The organism is Pontibacter lucknowensis (genome assembly GCF_900156415.1).
GTDB lineage: Bacteria > Bacteroidota > Bacteroidia > Cytophagales > Hymenobacteraceae > Pontibacter > Pontibacter lucknowensis.
The window spans coordinates 244,835-262,469 of sequence record NZ_FTNM01000002.1; the positions used below are offsets into that span (position 1 = coordinate 244,835).

14 protein-coding genes are annotated in these 17,635 nt (G+C 49.3%); 6 read left to right on the forward strand and 8 right to left on the reverse strand.

Annotated features, from left to right (window positions below; all coding sequences use genetic code 11):
- Window positions 1-30: 30 nt before the first annotated feature.
- Window positions 31-204: a hypothetical protein gene (locus BW972_RS19870; RefSeq protein WP_155801052.1), complete on the reverse strand. Its 174-nt coding sequence runs from the start codon at window positions 202-204 to the stop codon at window positions 31-33.
- Window positions 205-514: 310 nt separating this feature from the next.
- Between BW972_RS19870 and BW972_RS07280 the strand changes: the two genes are divergently transcribed.
- The gene (locus BW972_RS07280; protein ID WP_007655913.1) at window positions 515-2,023 is read left to right on the forward strand and encodes a hypothetical protein; all 1,509 of its coding nucleotides are present in this window, start codon (window positions 515-517) and stop codon (window positions 2,021-2,023) included.
- A gap of 25 nt (window positions 2,024-2,048) precedes the next feature.
- Window positions 2,049-3,383: an MFS transporter gene (locus tag BW972_RS07285; protein ID WP_076421646.1), complete on the forward strand. Its 1,335-nt coding sequence runs from the start codon at window positions 2,049-2,051 to the stop codon at window positions 3,381-3,383.
- A gap of 233 nt (window positions 3,384-3,616) precedes the next feature.
- Here BW972_RS07285 and BW972_RS07290 read toward each other — a convergent pair whose 3' ends face one another.
- Complete coding sequence (locus BW972_RS07290; protein WP_076421647.1) at window positions 3,617-5,278, reverse strand: amidohydrolase; 1,662 nt, start codon at window positions 5,276-5,278, stop codon at window positions 3,617-3,619.
- A gap of 8 nt (window positions 5,279-5,286) precedes the next feature.
- Window positions 5,287-6,060, reverse strand: a complete 774-nt coding sequence (locus BW972_RS07295; RefSeq protein WP_007655911.1) for an AMP nucleosidase — start codon at window positions 6,058-6,060, stop codon at window positions 5,287-5,289.
- Window positions 6,061-6,150: 90 nt separating this feature from the next.
- On the opposite strand from BW972_RS07295, the gene BW972_RS07300 reads away from it, so the two are divergent.
- Window positions 6,151-6,606, forward strand: a complete 456-nt coding sequence (locus BW972_RS07300) for a type I restriction enzyme HsdR N-terminal domain-containing protein (protein ID WP_040574080.1) — start codon at window positions 6,151-6,153, stop codon at window positions 6,604-6,606.
- Between the two features lie 42 nt (window positions 6,607-6,648).
- On the opposite strand, the gene BW972_RS07305 is transcribed toward BW972_RS07300, so the two are convergent.
- From BW972_RS07305 to BW972_RS07315, 3 genes are all read right to left on the reverse strand, one after another.
- On the reverse strand, window positions 6,649-8,526 hold the full coding sequence (locus tag BW972_RS07305) for an LTA synthase family protein (protein ID WP_076421648.1): 1,878 nt from the start codon (window positions 8,524-8,526) through the stop codon (window positions 6,649-6,651).
- Window positions 8,527-8,696: 170 nt separating this feature from the next.
- Complete coding sequence (gene ald, locus BW972_RS07310) at window positions 8,697-9,809, reverse strand: alanine dehydrogenase (protein ID WP_007655908.1); 1,113 nt, start codon at window positions 9,807-9,809, stop codon at window positions 8,697-8,699.
- Between the two features lie 323 nt (window positions 9,810-10,132).
- Window positions 10,133-10,915: a DUF1573 domain-containing protein gene (locus BW972_RS07315; RefSeq protein ID WP_007655907.1), complete on the reverse strand. Its 783-nt coding sequence runs from the start codon at window positions 10,913-10,915 to the stop codon at window positions 10,133-10,135.
- Between the two features lie 190 nt (window positions 10,916-11,105).
- On the opposite strand from BW972_RS07315, the gene BW972_RS07320 reads away from it, so the two are divergent.
- Entirely contained in the window at window positions 11,106-13,514 is a 2,409-nt protein-coding gene (locus BW972_RS07320) for an alpha-ketoacid dehydrogenase subunit alpha/beta (protein WP_076421649.1), read from the forward strand.
- A gap of 77 nt (window positions 13,515-13,591) precedes the next feature.
- Here the strand turns inward: BW972_RS07320 and BW972_RS07325 are convergent, their stop codons facing one another.
- Window positions 13,592-14,209, reverse strand: coding sequence for a hypothetical protein (locus tag BW972_RS07325; protein ID WP_007655906.1), 618 nt, complete (start codon window positions 14,207-14,209; stop codon window positions 13,592-13,594).
- 74 nt (window positions 14,210-14,283) lie between these two features.
- Here BW972_RS07325 and BW972_RS07330 point away from each other — a divergent pair, with 74 nt between their 5' ends.
- The gene (locus BW972_RS07330; protein ID WP_007655905.1) at window positions 14,284-15,279 is read left to right on the forward strand and encodes a long-chain-fatty-acid--protein ligase; all 996 of its coding nucleotides are present in this window, start codon (window positions 14,284-14,286) and stop codon (window positions 15,277-15,279) included.
- A 49-nt stretch (window positions 15,280-15,328) separates the two neighbouring features.
- On the forward strand, window positions 15,329-16,255 hold the full coding sequence (locus BW972_RS07335) for a zinc-dependent peptidase (RefSeq protein ID WP_076421650.1): 927 nt from the start codon (window positions 15,329-15,331) through the stop codon (window positions 16,253-16,255).
- Between the two features lie 146 nt (window positions 16,256-16,401).
- Here BW972_RS07335 and BW972_RS07340 read toward each other — a convergent pair whose 3' ends face one another.
- Window positions 16,402-17,568 carry a sigma-54-dependent transcriptional regulator gene (locus BW972_RS07340; protein WP_076421651.1) on the reverse strand — a complete coding sequence of 389 codons (1,167 nt, stop codon included), beginning with the start codon at window positions 17,566-17,568 and terminating at the stop codon, window positions 16,402-16,404.
- Window positions 17,569-17,635: the final 67 nt, after the last annotated feature.

Sequence of the window (17,635 nt, forward strand, 5' to 3'; positions counted from 1 at the left end):
TACAGCAATTCCCAAGTGCTGCAGTATTTACTATTTCTCAATATTAGTCCAAGTTCCTGAGCCGCCCATTGCCTTCATGGCGTCGTCAGTTTTATTTGTATTAGTTGTTGTAGTTGTGTTTGTAGTAGTTGTTGTTTCCTTAGTAGTTTCAGTAGGAGTGCCCAACAACAGGTTCAGAATGATAGTGATGATGATAGTTGCCATGATTTTAAGGGTTAAATCGGTTTATAGTGTAACAAAGAACAACACTGATGAAGACATAATAAAAGAAAGTTTTTAGACAAAGGTAACTATCAATATAATTATTTTTATTGTAACGTATTTAATAAAATATGTGATTTAGTTAGTCTGGAGACAAATATTTTGAAATTTACTGTTCAATAAAGTTTTAAAAGTAACATGCGTGTCTTATTTTTAAGCAGAATTAGATCAAAAATATTGAAAACTGACGCCACCTACAGGCTTAAAGAGCAAATAGGTTTCTAATATATATAAGTTTTACAAGACCTTATGCATGAAAGAAATTAAAAAACTGATTGATATTGTTCTTTCCTGCAGTCAGGCAGAGACTGCGTTGCTTGATGTACCTAAGCAAAGTGTTAAAGAGAAAAAATTTATCCAAGGGATTGAACTTGGATATTATATATCAGACGAGGACGCTGCAAAAGACCTTTACAATGCGAGCCCAAATGATGTAAGGTATAAGATGCTGAAGCATAGGGTTAAAAAGAAGCTCTTTAATGAATTGAATTATGTAAATGCTGAAAAGGTCACTGCGAACTTTGTAAGACAGAAGGAAATCCAATGTAACAGTCTTATATATCAAGCTAACATAGTGCGTGCTCGCTATGAGTTTGATTTGGTAATCAGTTTAGCTAATAAGGCACTGGCATTAGCCCAGGAGTTTGATTTTATTGATTTGAAAGTATCTGCTCTGGAATTACTTACCTTAAGTTATGCTGAACAGGGGTTGATCAAGAAGTTTACAGCAGCTCAGGAAGATCTAAAACTTACAATGCAGCGTTTTGTAAATGAGCGGGAAGCAGTTTCAATGTTTCAGAATATAAACATGCAGCTCCGCAAATCAACCAAGACCAGGAAGGAGTTTTTGCCTCAACTGCCACTCTTAATAATTCAATTGGAAAAGCTTTGGCAAGAATCAGGTACGTTCAGCGCTTATTATGCTTTTTACAGAACCTCTATCTGGTATCACGAACTGGAGGGTAATTTCAAGGATATTATTACAATTACAGTCGACGCACTGAGATTGGTTGAGCAGAATAAGATTAACGCGCATCGCTTTGATCTGACTTATAACAACTTTATCATGGTGTATGCTCACCTGAGAGCAAAGCAGTTGAGTGATGGGCTGATGTATGCGCAGGAAAACCTCGGGCTTTATCAGCCGTCTACCCGAAATTGGTTTGCCTATATGGAAAACTATTTCCTGTTAGCCGTGCACGCTCGAAGGTATGATCTGGCGGATATACTGCTGCAGCAAGTAATCGAAAACAGTGCTTTGCAAACCATTCCTACCATTGCCAAAGAACGCTGGATGCTGTACCGGTCGTACTTCAGGCTGATTTATCCGCAGGCAGCTGTTCCGGAAGGAGAGGCTAATAATCCATACCTGCTTTCGCTGCCTGAGTACAGCAAAGATAAGCTGGGCTTCAATGTGGCCATTCTTACGTTGCAGTTCATATACCTGCTGGAAAGAGGCGAGACTGAGGCGCTGCTTTACCGCATCGAGAGTATTAAGAAATATGTTTCCACGCACCTGAAAGATGCCTTTAGCTTACGCAGCAAGCTTTTCTTAAAGCTGCTGGTACTCACCGTGACAGAAGACTACGATGCAGTGGCTTGCCGTACAAAAGGAGAGGCGCTTTACAAGAGACTGATGGAAACACCGGCTCCTGGGGATGCCTATGCAGAAATTGAGATTGTGCCCTACGAACATTTGTGGGATCTGATTCTGCAGATTCTGGCAAAAGCTGAAGTGAATTTGAAGGTACGCTCACGCTGAATAAATATTTTGTTATATTTCAGCTATGCAAAAAAACAACCCTACCATCACCAGGGCCTGGTGCGTTTATGATTGGGCTAACTCGGTCTATTCGCTCGTTATCATTTCCACGATCTTCCCGATCTACTATAGCGCGGTATCCGAGCACCCCGAAACGGCCTCTACCATCGTAAGCTTCTTTGGGTTGGAGCTTCAGAGTTCGGTGCTGTTTTCCTATGCAGTGTCGGGCTCTTTCCTGCTGATCGTGCTCATGAATCCCTTCCTGACAGCTATTGCGGATTACAGTGGACGTAAGAAGCTGTTTATGCAGCTGTTCTGTTACATGGGGTCCATTTCATGCGCCGGGCTCTTCTTTTTTACAAGAGAGACTTTTTCAATATCGGTTGTGCTGTTCATGCTGGCGTCCATAGGCTTTACCGGAAGTATCGTATTCTACAACTCATATCTGCCTGAGATCGCCACCGAAGATCAGTATGACCGCTTGAGCGCCCGTGGTTTTGCCATGGGGTATATAGGCAGCGTACTCCTGCTGCTCTTTAATCTCGCCATGATCCTGCAACCAGGTTGGTTTGGGATTGCCGCTGAAAACACAAGTTTACCGCCGCGCATAGCATTTCTGACGACAGGCATCTGGTGGTTCGGCTTTGCCCAGTATACTTTCTACCACCTGCCTGCCAACGTGTACAGACGCAATCCACAAGGCAGCTGGATCCTGAATGGTGTGAAGGAATTGCAGAAAGTTCTAAATCAGGTGAAGGAGCTGCACCTGCTCAAACGTTACCTCCTGGCTTATTTTTTCTTCAATATGGGTGTGCAAACAGTGATGTATGTGGCCACGTTGTTTGGCATAGAAGAATTGCAACTGCCAAGCGATAACCTTATCATCACCATTCTGATCATTCAACTGGTGGCCATTGCGGGTGCCTACGGTTTTGCGGCACTCTCAGCCAGGTATGGCAACATCAGAGCCCTGATCATCGCTGTCATTATCTGGATTGGAATATGCATAGCGGCCTATTTTATTACCACCGCATATGAATTTTATGCCCTGGCAGCCGTAGTTGGCTCCGTGATGGGAGGTATTCAGTCACTCTCCCGATCGACCTATTCCAAACTGATTCCGGCCACCACACAGGATCATGCTTCCTATTTCAGTTTCTATGATGTGACCGAGAAAGTTTCGATCATGCTCGGCACCCTGGCTTACGGAGCTGTTGCGCAGGTAACCGGTTCGATGCGCTACAGCATCCTGGCCCTGATCATTTTCTTTGTGCTAGGCCTGATCTTCCTTTCGCTCATCAAAGGTAAAAAGTCCCTGGAGCCCCAGGGGGAGGCAGAGGCAGTAGCTGGCCAGGTATAGAGGAGTATAAAACGAAAACGGCAGCTCAATCAGGCTGCCGTTTTCGTTTATTTTATTGTCTGAATCAGGATTTACAGGATTTTAAAATTTACAGGATTAACCTTGTAAACAATCATAATTAAGAATCCTGTCAATCCTTTAATCCTGAAAATCCTGATTCAGATAAGCTAGTTGTACATGATTCGGACAGGTAGCGACCTGTTCCTACAGAGCCCGTTTATCAATCAACAATTCTACTTCTTGTATACCTGCACCCCATTCACGTAGGTGCGGAGTACTTGCAGGCCGCGCATCTGGTCGTTGGCAACTTTCATCAGGTCGCGGTCTACGAGGATGAAGTCAGCGAACTTGCCAGGCTCAATGCTGCCTTTTTCTTTTTCTTCGAAAGCAGCTTTCGCGGCCCAGATCGTCATACCACGCAAAGCTTCCTCACGGCTCAGGGCGTTTTCCATCTGGAAGCCGCCTTCCGGCCAGTTCTCGCCATCCTGACGGGCCACTGCTGCATGGAAACCATATACCGGATTGATGTCTTCTACCGGGAAGTCGCTGCCGAGCGGCATATAGCCATTCTGGTCTAGCAGTTGTTTGAAAGGGTAGGCATGTGCGATGCGCTCCTTGCCCAAACGATCACCGGCCCAGTACATGTCCGATGTGGCATGCGTAGGCTGCACCGATGGTAGCACGCTATACTTGCCAAACTTGTCCATGTCCGCCGGGTTGATGATCTGGGAGTGCTCTATGCGCCAACGTTTGTCGTTTTTACCACCTAACACTTCGCCGTAGATATCGAGCAGCAGGCGGTTGGCAGAGTCGCCAATAGCGTGGGTGTTCATCTGGAAACCATGCTGATTCAGTTGCTTGGCAATGTCGCGGAACTCCTGTTCAGAGGCCAGCAAAAAGCCGTAGTGACCATGCTTATCGCTGTAGGGCTTGAGGAGGTTGGCACCACGGGAACCCAGTGCACCATCAGAGTATACCTTGAAAGAGCGCACGTTCAGACGATCCGTCTCGTAAGGTCCGTTCGCAAAGTAATGATCCTGGTTTACCTTGCCCGGGTTCATCATGGCGTACACACGCATCTGCAGCTCTCCGCTCTTGTGCATGGCGTCCATCAGGTCCACAGTGGATTTATCCAGTCCGGCATCGGCTACGGAGGTAAGGCCCACTGCAAAGCAATTCTTTTCAGCATTCTGCAGCGCCTGACGCTGCTCCTGCTCGTCGGCTTCAGGTATAACAGCCGTCACCTTGTCAATCGCATTGTCGATCAGGATACCGGTCATCTTGCCGCCTTCTACTTCCACCAGGCCACCCACCATTTTAGTTTGTGGGGTGATGCCTGCCAAATCCAGGGCTTTCTGATTTACCAGCGCAGCATGGCCGTCAATGCGGGTAAGGATGATCGGTGTGTCAGGGAAGAGCTGGTCCAGCGTGTCCTTTGTCGGGAATTCCTTCACCGCCCAGTCGTTCTGGTCCCAACCGCGGCCAGTAATCCAGTCTGCCTCCGGGTAGGCCTTTTGCTGGGCCACTACTTTCTGCACCACTTCTTTAAAAGAGGTAGTCCCTACCAGGTCAGCCGACTGCAGTGCCAAACCATAGCGGAAAAAGTGCGCGTGTCCGTCGATCAGGCCGGGATAGATGGTTTTACCTTCGGCGTCTAGCTCTTCGGTGGCGCTATACTTGGACCGCATGTCGGCTGTCGTGCCCACTGCCACGATCTTACCATCTTTCACGGCAAAGGCCTCAGCCTGGTCAAAGTTCTCGTTCACGGTGTACACATTGCCATTGTACACGATCAGGTCAACCGACTCACTGCCGGTGTTTGTGGTGTTGCAGCTACTCAGAAGGATGAGGCCCAGCAGGGCAGTGGCTGCAAAGGAACGTAGTGTTTTTTTCATGTATCTGCTTATTCGAAACGCATGTGTTTCACCGACTCGCCCGAATTGATCAGCTCGATCAGGGAGTCTATACCTATACTGAGGTGTTTTTCTACATAATTAGTGGTTACCAGTTTGTCGCTTTCAGAGGTTTTCACACCTTCCGGAATCATCGGGTTGTCCGACACGAGCAGCAGGGCACCATGCGGGATTTCGTTGATGAAGCCCACAGTGAAAATGGTAGCGGTTTCCATGTCGATGCCCATGGCGCGGATCTGGCGCAGGTACTCTTTAAAGTCCTCGTCGTGCTCCCACACGCGGCGGTTGGTTGTATACACGGTACCGGTCCAGTAGTCCATTTCGTGCTTCTTGATCATAGATGACACGGCTCGCTGCAGGCGGAAAGACGGCAGAGCAGGGATTTCTGGTGGCAGGTAGTCATCGGACGTACCCTCGCCGCGGATAGCCGCAATTGGGAGGATCAGGTCACCGATAGCTGTCTTTCTTTTCAAACCGCCGCACTTGCCCAGAAAAAGGGCTGCCTTCGGCTTGATGGCTGAGAGCAGATCCATCACGGTGGCCGCCATGGCGCTGCCCATACCGAAGTTGATGATGGTGATGTTATTGGCCGTGGCCGTTTGCATCGGTTTGTCAAGGCCTTTTATCTCCACGCCGAAGCGGTCGGCGAACATACGCACATAATTGATAAAGTTCGTGAGCAGGATATACTCGCCAAATTCATCTAAAGGCACACCGGTATACCTTGGTAACCAGTCGCCTACAATTTCTTCTTTGCTCTTCATGTTTTAAATATAAGTAATTAGATATAAAAAAGCCGCCTTGGCAAGGGAGAGTTTGCTGGGGCGGAGGCTGTAAATTTGGTAAATTGCGGTATGGAAATGCTGAACTTACCGACATTTGATTACAAAATTAAGCATTCTGGCGCTAATGTCATGATATTTGATGCGCTTCGCCGCAAATATGTGCTGCTTACGCCAGAAGAGTGGGTTCGTCAGCACTTCGTGCATTTCCTGATCGGGACCTACCGCTATCCTAAAAGCCTTATCAGTATTGAACGGGGCACCACCTACAACAAGTTGCAGAAACGCACCGATATGTGTGTGTACGATCAGGAAGGCAAACCTTATCTGCTCGTCGAGTGCAAGGCTGCGCATGTACCCATTACGCAGGATGTCGTGAAACAGGTATCAGTCTATAATCAGGTGCTGCAAGCCCGCTATGTAGTCATCACCAATGGTATGGAACACTACTGCTGGGAAGTGAATTTCGAGACGCGGCAGTTTACACCGTTGCAAGGTATACCACCGGCTTCCGGAGTGGAGGTATAGCGCTTAGGGTTTACAAAAATCGCTTTTTTGGGTGTTTCCAGCTTACTTTTTCTGCAGCCAGAAATACAGGTCGTTGGCCACCATTTTGTTTTTGAAGTACTGCACATAAGCTTTCAGTTGCTGTTCATGTGCAGTATTTGCCTGTTCGGCAGGTGCCAGTTCCGGGAAAGTATGGAAGCGTAATTCGTCCGATGCCGTTAACTCAGCCACACCATCCTGCTGCACCAGGTAGTACGATATCCCATTGTAAATGAGCGCATGACCCGTTGCGGTACTGTCGAGCACGGACTGGCCGAAGAGAAGCAGTTTATCGCCTGGCAGTTGCAGGTAATCCACTATCGTTGGCAGAATATCGGCATGCTGCGTCACCTTCTGCACATCAGCCTTCAGTTTTTTTGCCGGATGAAACAGTAGGAGTGGTACCCGATGATAACCCAGTTCCTGCTGGTACTCCGGTCGTATGCTTTTCTGGGTATGGTCGGCTACCAGTATAAACAGGGTGTTCTCGTACCAGGGCTGCTGGGAAGCCGTCTTGAAAAACTCCCGCAAGGCATAATCAGCATAACCCACAGACTCGTGTATTTCCAGTTCGCCTTTTGGGAACCTGCCTTTGTACTGGGCAGGCACGGTATAAGGCTGGTGTGAACTGAGAGTGAAGACAGTGCTGAAGAAGGGCTGAGGGAATGTGCTCATCTCCTGCACCGTGTACTGCAGGTAAGGCTCATCAAAGATACCCCAGTTGCCGTCAAAATGCTTTGCCCGGAGCTCTGAAGGATATTCATCCAACCCATAATAGTGCTGTATACCTGCCATTTGGGTATACTGATTGAAACCCATGGTACCGTTAATCGCGCCGTGGAAGAAGGCAGTTGTATAGCCAGCGTTTCGCAGCAGATGCCCGGCGCTGTATACCGTGTTGGACTGGTAAGGGGAGGTGATGTAAGGGTCAGGCAGGAGCGAGGGCAGCCCCGACAGGATGGAAGGCAGCGCCTCAATGGACTTGCGGCCATTGGCAAAGCTGTTACGGAACAGAAGTCCCTCACTGGCCAGCGAATCCAGAAAAGGGGTATAGCCCACGCCGTTGTTCAGAGCTCCTACATACTCGGAGGCAAAGCTTTCGAGAATGACCAGCACCACATTTTCCTGAAGCGGTTCCCCGGCAGGTATAGCATACCTGCCGGGCTTAACTGGCAAACTGGCCAGCATTTCTTCGTCCGACGCGAAAAAGTGTTTTTCCTCTAAAGTGGTTTTGCCTATGCTCTTGATAAAAGTAAAAGGGGTGTTAAGCGAAAGGTGCCCCAATGAAGCATGCTCGTGCACAAAAGCGTGTGCCGGGCGCAATGGCTTTAGCTGTATACCGCCCCGTATACCCAACACTACAAAACCAGCTACCAACAGCAGACGCAGGTAGCGCAGCCATAGCACGGGTATTTGGCCAGGTATAGAAGCGGACTTTGGGTATAACTTGATGATTGCGAAGACCAGGCCTGCAAAGACAAGGCCCATGTACCAGTAATAGCTGGCCAACTGCCCTAATTGCCCCAGTACATCGCCTGTAATGGTGAACACCTCATTGCCTGATCGCCTGCCTATGAACTTAAAGAACTCTACATCGACGAGTGCCAGGGCGATAAATGGTGCGTTGGTGAGCACAAACAGCCACTGAAGTACGCGTTGGTAGGCCGGGTGCTGCAGGTTACCGTGGGGTAGCAGCGACAGCAGTATGAACAGGGAGTTTATGATCACCAGTGCCGCTACGTCAAAGCGGAATCCGTGCACAAAGGCCAATGCGACCTGCCCGGCAGAGGCTTCGGCAAAGTGATCAAAGTTGAAGACGAAGAAAACGGCACGCAGCAAGGTATAGAGCAGAAAAACAAGCCCCAGGCGCCGCAGCAGCACTTGAAATGAATTGTCAAACATCTGTTAAATAAGAGAATCTTAGCATCATGGCTGTCTCTGTGGAGAGACATGCCGGCATTGGAACACAAAGATACCGAAAATGGTGCGCTTTACGATAGTCTGCACAAAACAGGAGCGCCTTCCCGAACAGTTCAGGAAGGCGCTCCATTTATAGAAAGGCTATACCTTAATTAAAGAACAGAGTTAACGTCTGTGTACTCCAGGTTGAAGGCTTCTGCCACACCTTTGTACACTACTTTGCCCTGTACTACGTTCAAGCCAAGCTTCAGTTCATTGCTGTCTGCGCAAGCTTGCTTCCAGCCTTTGTTCGCCAGTTGAATGGCGTAAGGCAGGGTAGCGTTGGTAAGTGCCAGTGTTGAAGTGTAAGGAACGGCACCTGGCATGTTGGCTACGCAGTAGTGCACTACATCGTCGATGATGTAAGTTGGGTTCTCGTGCGTAGTCGGCTTGCAGGTTTCGATGCAACCGCCCTGGTCAACAGCTACGTCTACCACTACAGTACCCGGACGCATTTCCTTCAGCATGTCGCGTGTGATCAGGTGAGGAGCCTTAGCGCCTGGGATCAACACAGCGCCAATGATCAGGTCGTGCGTAGGGAGAAGTTCGCGGATGTTGTATTCATTAGACATGAAGGTGTTCACGTTGGCTGGCATGATATCGTCCAGGTAACGCAGACGGGCCAGGTTCGTGTCGAGGATGGTTACGTCAGCACCCATACCTGCAGCCATTTTGGCTGCGTTGGTACCAACCACACCACCGCCCAGGATCATCACCTTGGCAGGACGCACACCTGGTACGCCACCCAGCAGGATACCACGGCCTTTCAGTGGTTTCTCCAGGTACTTGGCACCTTCCTGTATTGACATGCGGCCGGCAACTTCTGACATAGGCACCAGCAATGGAAGGCTTCTGTCAGCGCGCTCTACCGTTTCGTAAGAAAGGCAAACCGCTTTTTGCTTGATCATAGCGTGCGTGAGCGGCTCATATGAAGCAAAGTGGAAATAGGTGAACAGCAACTGGTCTTCTTTGATCAGACTGTACTCCGACTCAATCGGCTCTTTCACCTTGATGATCATCTCAGCGATACCGTATACCTCTTCAATGCTAGGCAGAATAGAAGCGCCAGCCTGGGTATACATATCATCCGGGAAGCCGCTGCCTTCGCCGGCAGTAGCCTGTACGTACACAGTGTGGCCATTGCGCACCAGTTCCACCACGCCGGCAGGAGTTACGCCTACGCGGTTTTCGTTATTCTTGATTTCCTTTGGAACACCAATAATCATGTCGTTCTTTCTTATAGTATTAGATATTGGAAAAGCTGCGCAAATATACCATATCTATCTTGAAATAAAAGGATAAACAAGAAACCTGCTTTAAGATTGTATAAACATTTGCACACGGTTGATTTAAAGGGATTTGGAATAGGATAGGGGGGCTATGGTCCTGCGCGACAGACGGACTTGACCAAACGATCGGGTAGTGAATGATGGGGATGCTTCCAAATTGTATCCTGCTTATTCCCCAATGCCAGAACCAAAAGGTATAAAATGAAAAAAGGCAGTGATAAAATCACTGCCATTAGTACAAAATAAAACTATGAAAAAAACTATCTGAAAGGTACCGGCTGATTGCCCTCCCTTAACATATTCTTTTGAGCCAGACTCTCTACTACATTTGCCTTCAGCGTGAGCTTCAGGTCTGGCATTACAATATCATTTGAAACGATGGTTACTACCTCATTTTGCTCCTTTAACATCGTAGGAATGTAGGTTAGTTCCAAAGTTGCCTGCTGTCCCGGTTTTAATGCTGGTTCCGAAACTTTATAGGTTACACAGTTGCAGTTTGACTTCACACCCTGCACTACAAGGTCCTGCCGACCTGTGTTTTTGATTGTGAACTTTGCCACCGCTTTTTGTCCTTTTTCAAGTTTTCCGAAGCTGTGTGAAGTAGTTCCAACAGCCAAACGCGGTGAGTTTGCTTTTTGTTCCGGCGTGTAACTAGTTTTTAAATCTTTTGGTCCAACCTCTCCTTTAATGAAGATAACAGCCTGAGGTGTAGCAGCGTTTGAGATCACAGAAATAGACTTGTGAAAGGGTCCGGGACGGCCGTTGCTGTTGTACATTGCCTTAATTACGCCTGTTTTGCCTGGCATGATCGGGTCTTTGGTCCACTCCGGTGTGGTGCAGCCGCAAGATGGCTGTACCTGCGCTATAACCACAGGCTTGTCGCCTACGTTCTTCACTACAAACTCGTAAGAAGCAATCACACCTTCGGCAAATGTGCCAAAGTCGTGCGTCTCTTTCTCAAACTTGAGCTCGCCCTGCGCCTGGGCTGAAAAACCAGCCAACAGAAGGCTAAGGAATGTAAGGAAGTAAAATTTTCTGTTCATAATGCGAAGTAAAGAAATTTTGCGAAAGTAAAAAGAGGTTCTGCAAACAAACAAAGATATAAAATCTTTTGACAAAAAACAGCAACAATTCCTATGCCTGATTAGGCGGCAGAAGGGCCCTAATTTGATTTTAGGCTAATCTTCTGTACTTTTGAAGAGAAAATCCATAATAAGCTTTTACAGACAAGACATGCAAACTGCTGAAGCATCTATAACTCAAAGACTAAGCACTCAGGAAATACTCAACGACTATCGCATTGCGTGGGAGAGCCGCCATGCGAGCCTTGCCGGCCGCAAGGAGGTTTTTATGGGTAAAGCCAAGTTCGGTATTTTCGGCGATGGCAAAGAAGTTGCCCAGCTGGCCATGGCCAAGTTCTTCCAGAATGGCGATTTTCGCTCTGGCTATTACCGTGACCAGACTTTTATGTTCGCCATCGGCGAGCTGACGCTCCAGCAGTACTTTGCTCAATTATATGCGCATACCGATGTAGAGGCAGAGCCTTCTACGGCCGGTCGCGCCATGAACGGGCACTTTGGTACCCGCCTCCTCGATGAGGAGGGCAACTGGAAAAACCTGATGGAGCAGAAAAACTCCAGTTCTGACATATCACCTACTGCATCGCAAATGCCTCGCCTGGTAGGTCTGGCTTATGCCTCTAAGCTGTACCGTCAGAATCCTGATTTGCAGGGGATGCAGCAGTTTTCAGTGAATGGCAACGAGGTGGCTTTCGGTACGATCGGTAACGCTTCCACCTCAGAAGGCATGTTCTTCGAGGCCATCAACGCAGCCGGCGTATTACAGGTGCCAATGCTGGTGTCGGTATGGGATGATGGCTACGGTATTTCGGTGCCGGCCGAGTACCAGACTACCAAAGGCAGTATTTCTGAAATTCTGGCCGGTTTCCAGCGCAACAGCCGCGAGGAGCAGGGCTACGAGATATTTAAAGTGAAAGGCTGGGACTATGCCGCCCTCTGCGAAGCTTATGAAGCAGCCGTAAAGGTGTGCCGCGAAGAGCATGTGCCTGTATTGGTGCATGTGGAAGAGGTAACACAACCGCAGGGACACTCTACTTCGGGCTCCCATGAGCGTTACAAATCGAAAGACCGTCTGGCCTGGGAAGCAGAGTATGACTGCCTCGTGAAGATGCGCGAGTGGATGCTGTCTAATGAGATAGCAACTACTGACCAGCTTGATCAGATTGAAAATGAAGCCAAAGAAGCCGTGCGCCAGGCTCGTACTGCCGCCTGGACCGCTTTTGCAGACAGCATCAAGGCCGATCACGAAGAGGCTCTGAAGCTGATGGATAACCTGGCAGCGGCCAGTGAGCACATCACCGAGATCGCCACCATTACAGAAGAGCTTCGCAAGACATCGACTCCTATTCGCAGCGATGCTGTGAGAGCGGTACGGAAGGTGTTACGCTACGTGCGCGACGAAAACAACCAGGCCAAGCGTGAACTGGTAGGTTGGCTGGAGCAGACCATGGGCGAAAATGCGGACCGTTTCAACTCTTATTTATATAGCCAGTCTGAAGAGGCTGCTCTCTTAGTAGAGGAAATCAAACCTGAGTTTGCCGAGGATGCTCCTGTGGTAGATGGCCGTGAGGTGCTGCAGGCCTGCTTTGATGCCATGCTGGCCCGTGATCCACGAGTGTTCGCCATTGGCGAGGACGTTGGCCGCATCGGTGACGTGAACCAGGCTTTTGCCGGTCTGCAGGAGAAGCACGGAGAGTTGCGTGTCACCGATACAGGTATACGCGAGTGTACGATCATCGGTCAAGGTATAGGCGCTGCCCTGCGTGGCCTGCGCCCGATCACAGAGATCCAATACCTCGACTACTTATTATATGCTATTCAGATCCTGTCTGACGACGTGGCCTGTTTGCAGTACCGTACCAAAGGTGGCCAGAAGGCACCGTTGATCGTGCGTACCCGTGGTCACCGTCTGGAGGGTATCTGGCATTCCGGTTCTCCGATCGGCATGATCCTGCACAGCATCAGAGGCATGCATGTGTTAGTGCCGCGTGATATGACGCAGGCGGCAGGTTTCTACAACACACTGCTTAAGTCTGACGAGCCGGCGCTGGTAATTGAATGTCTCAACGGCTATCGCCTGAAAGAGCGTGTACCTAGCAACGTAGGTGAGTTTACTGTGCCGCTAGGCAAGCCGGAAGTATTGAAGGAAGGCACTGATATCACCATCGTGACTTACGGCTCTATGTGCCGCATCGTGATGGATGCAGCCCGTCAGCTTGAGGAGTTTGGTATATCAGCTGAGGTAATAGACGTGCAGTCTTTGTTGCCGTTTGACCTGGAGCACATGATCACGGACTCCATTCGCAAGACAAACCGCGTACTGTTTGCCGATGAGGACGTGCCAGGTGGGGCAACGGCCTTTATGATGCAGCAGGTAGTGGACGAGCAGGGCGCCTGGCGTTACCTGGATTCCAAGCCGCAGTGCTTGTCGGCGCATGCACACCGTCCGCCGTACTCATCTGATGGCGACTACTTCTCTAAGCCGAATCCGGAGGATGTGTTTGAGGCGGTATACGAGATCATGCACGAAGCTGATCCGAAGGCTTATCCTACGATCTACTAATTAGGTAATGCTATAAAGAGAGAGGCCCTGTATCATTTGGTACAGGGCCTCTCTCTTTATATACTTTAATGAAGCGATCAACCACCTACTGCTGGCTGAAATAAGGTTATTTCGTCTGTTGTCACGACATTGCTGCGATTAGGCACAGGAGTCGTGCGGTCGTAGATGTAAATGTCAAATTTGATGACAGCACCGGGGCGTAGCAAGGGAAATTCGGACGCGTTTATTTCGTTGATGCTGTATTTGATCTCGCCTTCCAGCGGTTCCGGGCGATCATCAGCTGACAGACGCTGGAAGCGACCTGAGAACTGAAAGCCTGGCACTGGGAAAGGATAAGGCTCAAAGCGGGAATTGCCTGGATTGTTCGGATCCTGTACCTTGATGTACATCACGGTATGAAAATTCTGCTCGTACTGGGAGCCTTCATTAAAAGGAGGCTGAAAGTCTTCGGAATCCCGGTTACTGGAAAGGCCCAGGTTGCCGTCTCCGTCTTTAAAGCCTATGACCAGCACAAGTGAATCGCGTAAAGAGGTGATATCCGGCCTTTGAGGGAATGGCGTATCCACAAAATGGTACTGCTCCACACGCCTGAATTCTATTTCAGGTACTACATCATAAACAGGCTCTTTACGGCAGGAGCTAAGGGCCAGCAGCAACAGCAGACTAGGCGCACCATACTTTAGCAAGTATCTCATGTGGGATCTCAGAAAATGAAGCTAAATTTACTAAATCAAACGAACAGATACAGGAATTGTTATAAATAATTTGGATGGACTTCAAAGCCCGACATTTGCAGTTATTACTAGCAGAGCAGTCTTTCGATTTTACAGAAACTGCCCTGGCCCTTTTCAGGTACCAGTCTGAGCATAATCAGGTATACCATGACTATTTGCAGCATTTAGGCCGCGATCCGAAGCAGGTCACTCGGCTTGAGGATATTCCTTTTCTACCCATTGAGTTCTTCAAGACGCATGAGGTCATAACCGGTACTTTCGAACCTGAGGTGACCTTCTATAGCAGCGGCACCACCCAAATGATGCGAAGTCGGCACCAGGTAGCAAGCCTGGAATGGTACCTGCGCACCACAAAGCGTATTTTCGAGTCATTCTACGGTCCCTTGACCGATTATGTGGTGCTGGCGCTGTTGCCCTCATACCTGGAGCAGGGCGGTTCATCACTCGTGGCCATGGTCGATTTTTTTGTGAAGCAATCGGGGCAGGAGGAGGAGGGCTTCTACCTGCGTAACCATGACGAGCTGTTACAGAATGTAAAGAGAGCACAGCAGAAAGGAAAAAAAGTACTGCTGATCGGTGTTTCCTACGCACTGCTTGACTGGGCTGATGAACTGAAAGGGCAGGAGGATTTCAGCCATGTGACTATCATGGAGACCGGTGGTATGAAAGGACGTCGCCGGGAGATGATACGGGAGGAACTGCATGCCCACCTGAAGCAGGGCTTTGGTGTAAAAGCTATTCACTCAGAGTATGGTATGACGGAGCTGCTGTCGCAGGCTTATTCTATGGGCGATGGCCTTTTTCATCCGGGCTATACCTTGCGGGTACTCCTACGCGATCTCAACGATCCTTTCGACATCCGCCCGGATATGCGCTCAGGCGGTATTAACATCATCGACCTGGCTAACATAGACTCCTGTGCCTTTATTGAGACCAAAGACATCGGGCGCCTGAAGCCGGACGGAACCTTTGAAGTACTGGGTCGATTTGATAACTCTGACATCCGGGGCTGTAATCTATTGATTGCATAACAACTGATCGCCTAACATCCAAAACGCCAATTTCCCGTTTAAGCTGCCCATGGGTTATGTATTTTTTATTGCACTGGTAGCAGGTATGCTGCTGCTGTTTTACAGGTGGGCCACCCGCAAGGAGCGTCACCGCAAGCAGATTCTGAAAAAAGGCTTTCCGATGGAGTGGCGCAAGATCCTGCAAGACCGTGTAGGCTTTTACCATACTTTAAAAACCGAAGAAGAGAAACAGCGCTTTGAACGGAAACTTCTCCTTTTTGTGTCCGAAAAGCGCATCACAGGTATAGACACAGAGGTAGATGACACAACGAAGGTGCTGGTCGGTTCCAGTGCTATCATCCCGATTTTTGGTTTTAAGGACTGGGAATACCATAACCTGGGAGAGGTGCTGGTGTTTCCCGGCAGTATCCACCGATATAAGAACCAGGATAACGAAGCCGTTTCGGAGGTGTTGGGGCGCGTGAATCCGTTCCAGAATGATCATTACGTTACATTGTCCAAACCGGCGCTGGAGCAAGGCTTCAATGACATGGCCGACCGTAAGAACGTAGGTATACACGAGTTTGCGCACATGCTCGACCAAGCCGACGGCGAGATAGACGGTGTGCCTAAAGCTTATCTGCCGGACGAGCTGCTGCAGCCTTGGGAGGAGCTGATGTACCGCAAGATCAGTCAGATCGAAAAGGGGAAGTCGGACATTAACAATTATGGGGCGACCAGCGAGGCAGAATTCTTCGCGGTGGTCACGGAGTATTTTTTTGAGAAACCCGACCAGTTGGCCGAAAAGCATCCACGTCTGTACGAAATGCTGACCAAAGTCTTTCAGCAAAATCCTAAGAGGCGGTTTCGTATCAACTTCCGGGAATTGCTTAACCCTTATGGCAAACGCCTGGGTCGAAACGAGCCCTGCCCATGCGGCAGCGGGAAGAAATACAAGCAATGCTGTATGCTAAAGAAGGGCAAAGCTGCAGCGTAATGGATTGCTTATAAGTGAAAAGACTGGTTTCTGAGTAGGTCATACACTGCGGTAATAGCTAACCTCAGACAGCACGACAGGTATAAAATCAAAGCGCCCCTTCCAATCCGGACGGGGCGCTTTGCGTAGGCGAGTATAAGGCATATTTAAGAGCCGGCAGGACGGGCATAAGCCTTGGCGTCTTCCAGCGTCACTTCCTGACCGCTCATGATCACCAGGCGCTCTACCACGTTGCGTAGTTCACGCACATTGCCACGCCAGTCCAGCGTCTTTAAGTATTCAAGCGCATCGTTTGTGATGGCCTTTGGCTTGTTGCCGTAGTCGTTGGCGATGTCCTGCAGGAACTTCTGCACCAGATCAGGTATATCCTCGCGGCGCTCGTTCAGCGGCGGCACATGGATCAGGATCACCCCCAAACGGTGGTACAAGTCTTCGCGGAAAGTCTTGGCTTCGATTTCCTCGAGTAGGTTCTTATTCGTAGCAGCCAGCACGCGCACATCTACCTGAATGTCTTTGTCGCCACCCACACGGGTAATCTTATGTTCCTGCAGGGCACGCAGCACTTTGGCTTGTGCCGAGAGGCTCATGTCACCCACCTCGTCCAGGAAGAGCGTACCACCATTGGCCTGCTCAAACTTACCGATGCGCTGCTTCACGGCGGAGGTGAAAGAGCCTTTTTCGTGGCCGAACAATTCACTCTCGATCAGTTCGCTCGGTATAGCGGCGCAGTTTACTTCGATCAGCGGACCATTGGCGCGGTTGCTATGCTCATGTATGGCACGCGCCACCAACTCCTTGCCTGATCCGTTCGGACCTGTGATTAGTACGCGGGCATCAGTAGGGGCTACCTTTTCGATTGCTTGCTTCACGCGGCCCAGCGCTTCTGAAGTACCCACCATTTCGTAGGTCTTCGAGATTTTCTTTTTGAGGATCTTGGTTTCGGTCACCAGGTTCGACTTGTCCAGTGCATTGCGCACGGACACCAGCAGACGGTTCAGATCCGGCGGCTTTTGCAGGAAGTCATAGGCTCCTTTTTTGGTGGCCTCCACGGCCGTGTCGATGGTGCCGTGCGCTGATATCATGATAAAAGGAGTGTCCGGAGCCATTTCCATGGCTTTTTCCAGCACTTCTATACCATCCATACCTGGCATTTTGATGTCGCAGAGCACGACATCGTACTTTGACTTGCCAATTTGGTGCAGGCCTTTCTGGCCGTCCTCGGCTTCGTCTACGGTATAGTTCTCAAACTCCAGGATCTCTTTCAGGGTGCTGCGAATGGCCCGTTCGTCATCTATAATCAGGATTTTGGGCATATTTTTTTCGTTCGTTTTATGCTGTAAACGGTAAGTATAGAAAATAAACAGCCGCTAATCAAGCGGC

Bases quoted from the DNA above. Each gene is read 5' to 3' on its own strand.
- BW972_RS07340 (WP_076421651.1), bottom strand. From the start codon at position 17,568: ATGCCCAAAATCCTGATTATAGATGACGAACGGGCCATTCGCAGCACC.
- BW972_RS07280 (WP_007655913.1), top strand. From the start codon at position 515: ATGAAAGAAATTAAAAAACTGATTGATATTGTTCTTTCCTGCAGTCAG.
- BW972_RS07320 (WP_076421649.1), top strand. From the start codon at position 11,106: ATGCAAACTGCTGAAGCATCTATAACTCAAAGACTAAGCACTCAGGAA.
- BW972_RS07305 (WP_076421648.1), bottom strand. From the start codon at position 8,526: ATGTTTGACAATTCATTTCAAGTGCTGCTGCGGCGCCTGGGGCTTGTT.
- BW972_RS07295 (WP_007655911.1), bottom strand. From the start codon at position 6,060: ATGAAGAGCAAAGAAGAAATTGTAGGCGACTGGTTACCAAGGTATACC.
- BW972_RS07300 (WP_040574080.1), top strand. From the start codon at position 6,151: ATGGAAATGCTGAACTTACCGACATTTGATTACAAAATTAAGCATTCT.
- ald (WP_007655908.1), bottom strand. From the start codon at position 9,809: ATGATTATTGGTGTTCCAAAGGAAATCAAGAATAACGAAAACCGCGTA.
- BW972_RS07285 (WP_076421646.1), top strand. From the start codon at position 2,049: ATGCAAAAAAACAACCCTACCATCACCAGGGCCTGGTGCGTTTATGAT.
- BW972_RS07290 (WP_076421647.1), bottom strand. From the start codon at position 5,278: ATGAAAAAAACACTACGTTCCTTTGCAGCCACTGCCCTGCTGGGCCTC.
- BW972_RS19870 (WP_155801052.1), bottom strand. From the start codon at position 204: ATGGCAACTATCATCATCACTATCATTCTGAACCTGTTGTTGGGCACT.
- BW972_RS07330 (WP_007655905.1), top strand. From the start codon at position 14,284: ATGGACTTCAAAGCCCGACATTTGCAGTTATTACTAGCAGAGCAGTCT.
- BW972_RS07315 (WP_007655907.1), bottom strand. From the start codon at position 10,915: ATGAACAGAAAATTTTACTTCCTTACATTCCTTAGCCTTCTGTTGGCT.
- BW972_RS07335 (WP_076421650.1), top strand. From the start codon at position 15,329: ATGGGTTATGTATTTTTTATTGCACTGGTAGCAGGTATGCTGCTGCTG.
- BW972_RS07325 (WP_007655906.1), bottom strand. From the start codon at position 14,209: ATGAGATACTTGCTAAAGTATGGTGCGCCTAGTCTGCTGTTGCTGCTG.